Raw genomic sequence first — 531 nt, forward strand, 5'->3', positions numbered from 1 at the left:
GCAAAAGCCATATCGCTTTCAGCTGTTTGGTCAATGTGACGCACAACGATTTTTGCAAGAGAAGGATCAACCTTTGGTGTATAGCCATTACGCTCTGCTATCTCTTGAACAATACTGCCAAGGGTTTTCTGGTGGTAGGATTGGCTTTTTGGGGTTCTGTAAGACGTGTTCATTGATGCGGCGCGTCCTGTAACACTTAAGCTTTGCGGTGAGCTGCTTACAGAAATTTCGTCTATCAGATAGGCTCCCATATCGCGGTTTTTCCCGCCTTCATAGCCAAGTGTTATGGAAATAACTGTCCCGATAAGAGGAATATCAAGAAAGCCGTTATCACTGTCACGCGCACGGTCATCAAGCTCTATAGTGATACGATCACTTTTGTTTTCTGCTTCATCGGTAATTTCAATTGATAAAACATAATCCATGAGCGTTTTGGTGATGTCTTCTCCATTTGCCAGAACCGTGCAAAAAGGTTTCATGATTTGCTACCCCAAATTCTGATCACTGGTGTGGCTTTCGGATAGGGGAGGG

1 pseudogene is annotated in these 531 nt (G+C 44.3%); it reads right to left on the minus strand.

Annotated features, from left to right (window positions below):
• Positions 1-479: pseudogene (locus ACFIK8_RS13070) on the minus strand (phage late control D family protein); the annotation flags it as partial.
• Between the last annotated feature and the right edge of the window lie 52 nt (positions 480-531).

This window comes from Bartonella sp. MR168JLCBS (assembly GCF_042194175.1).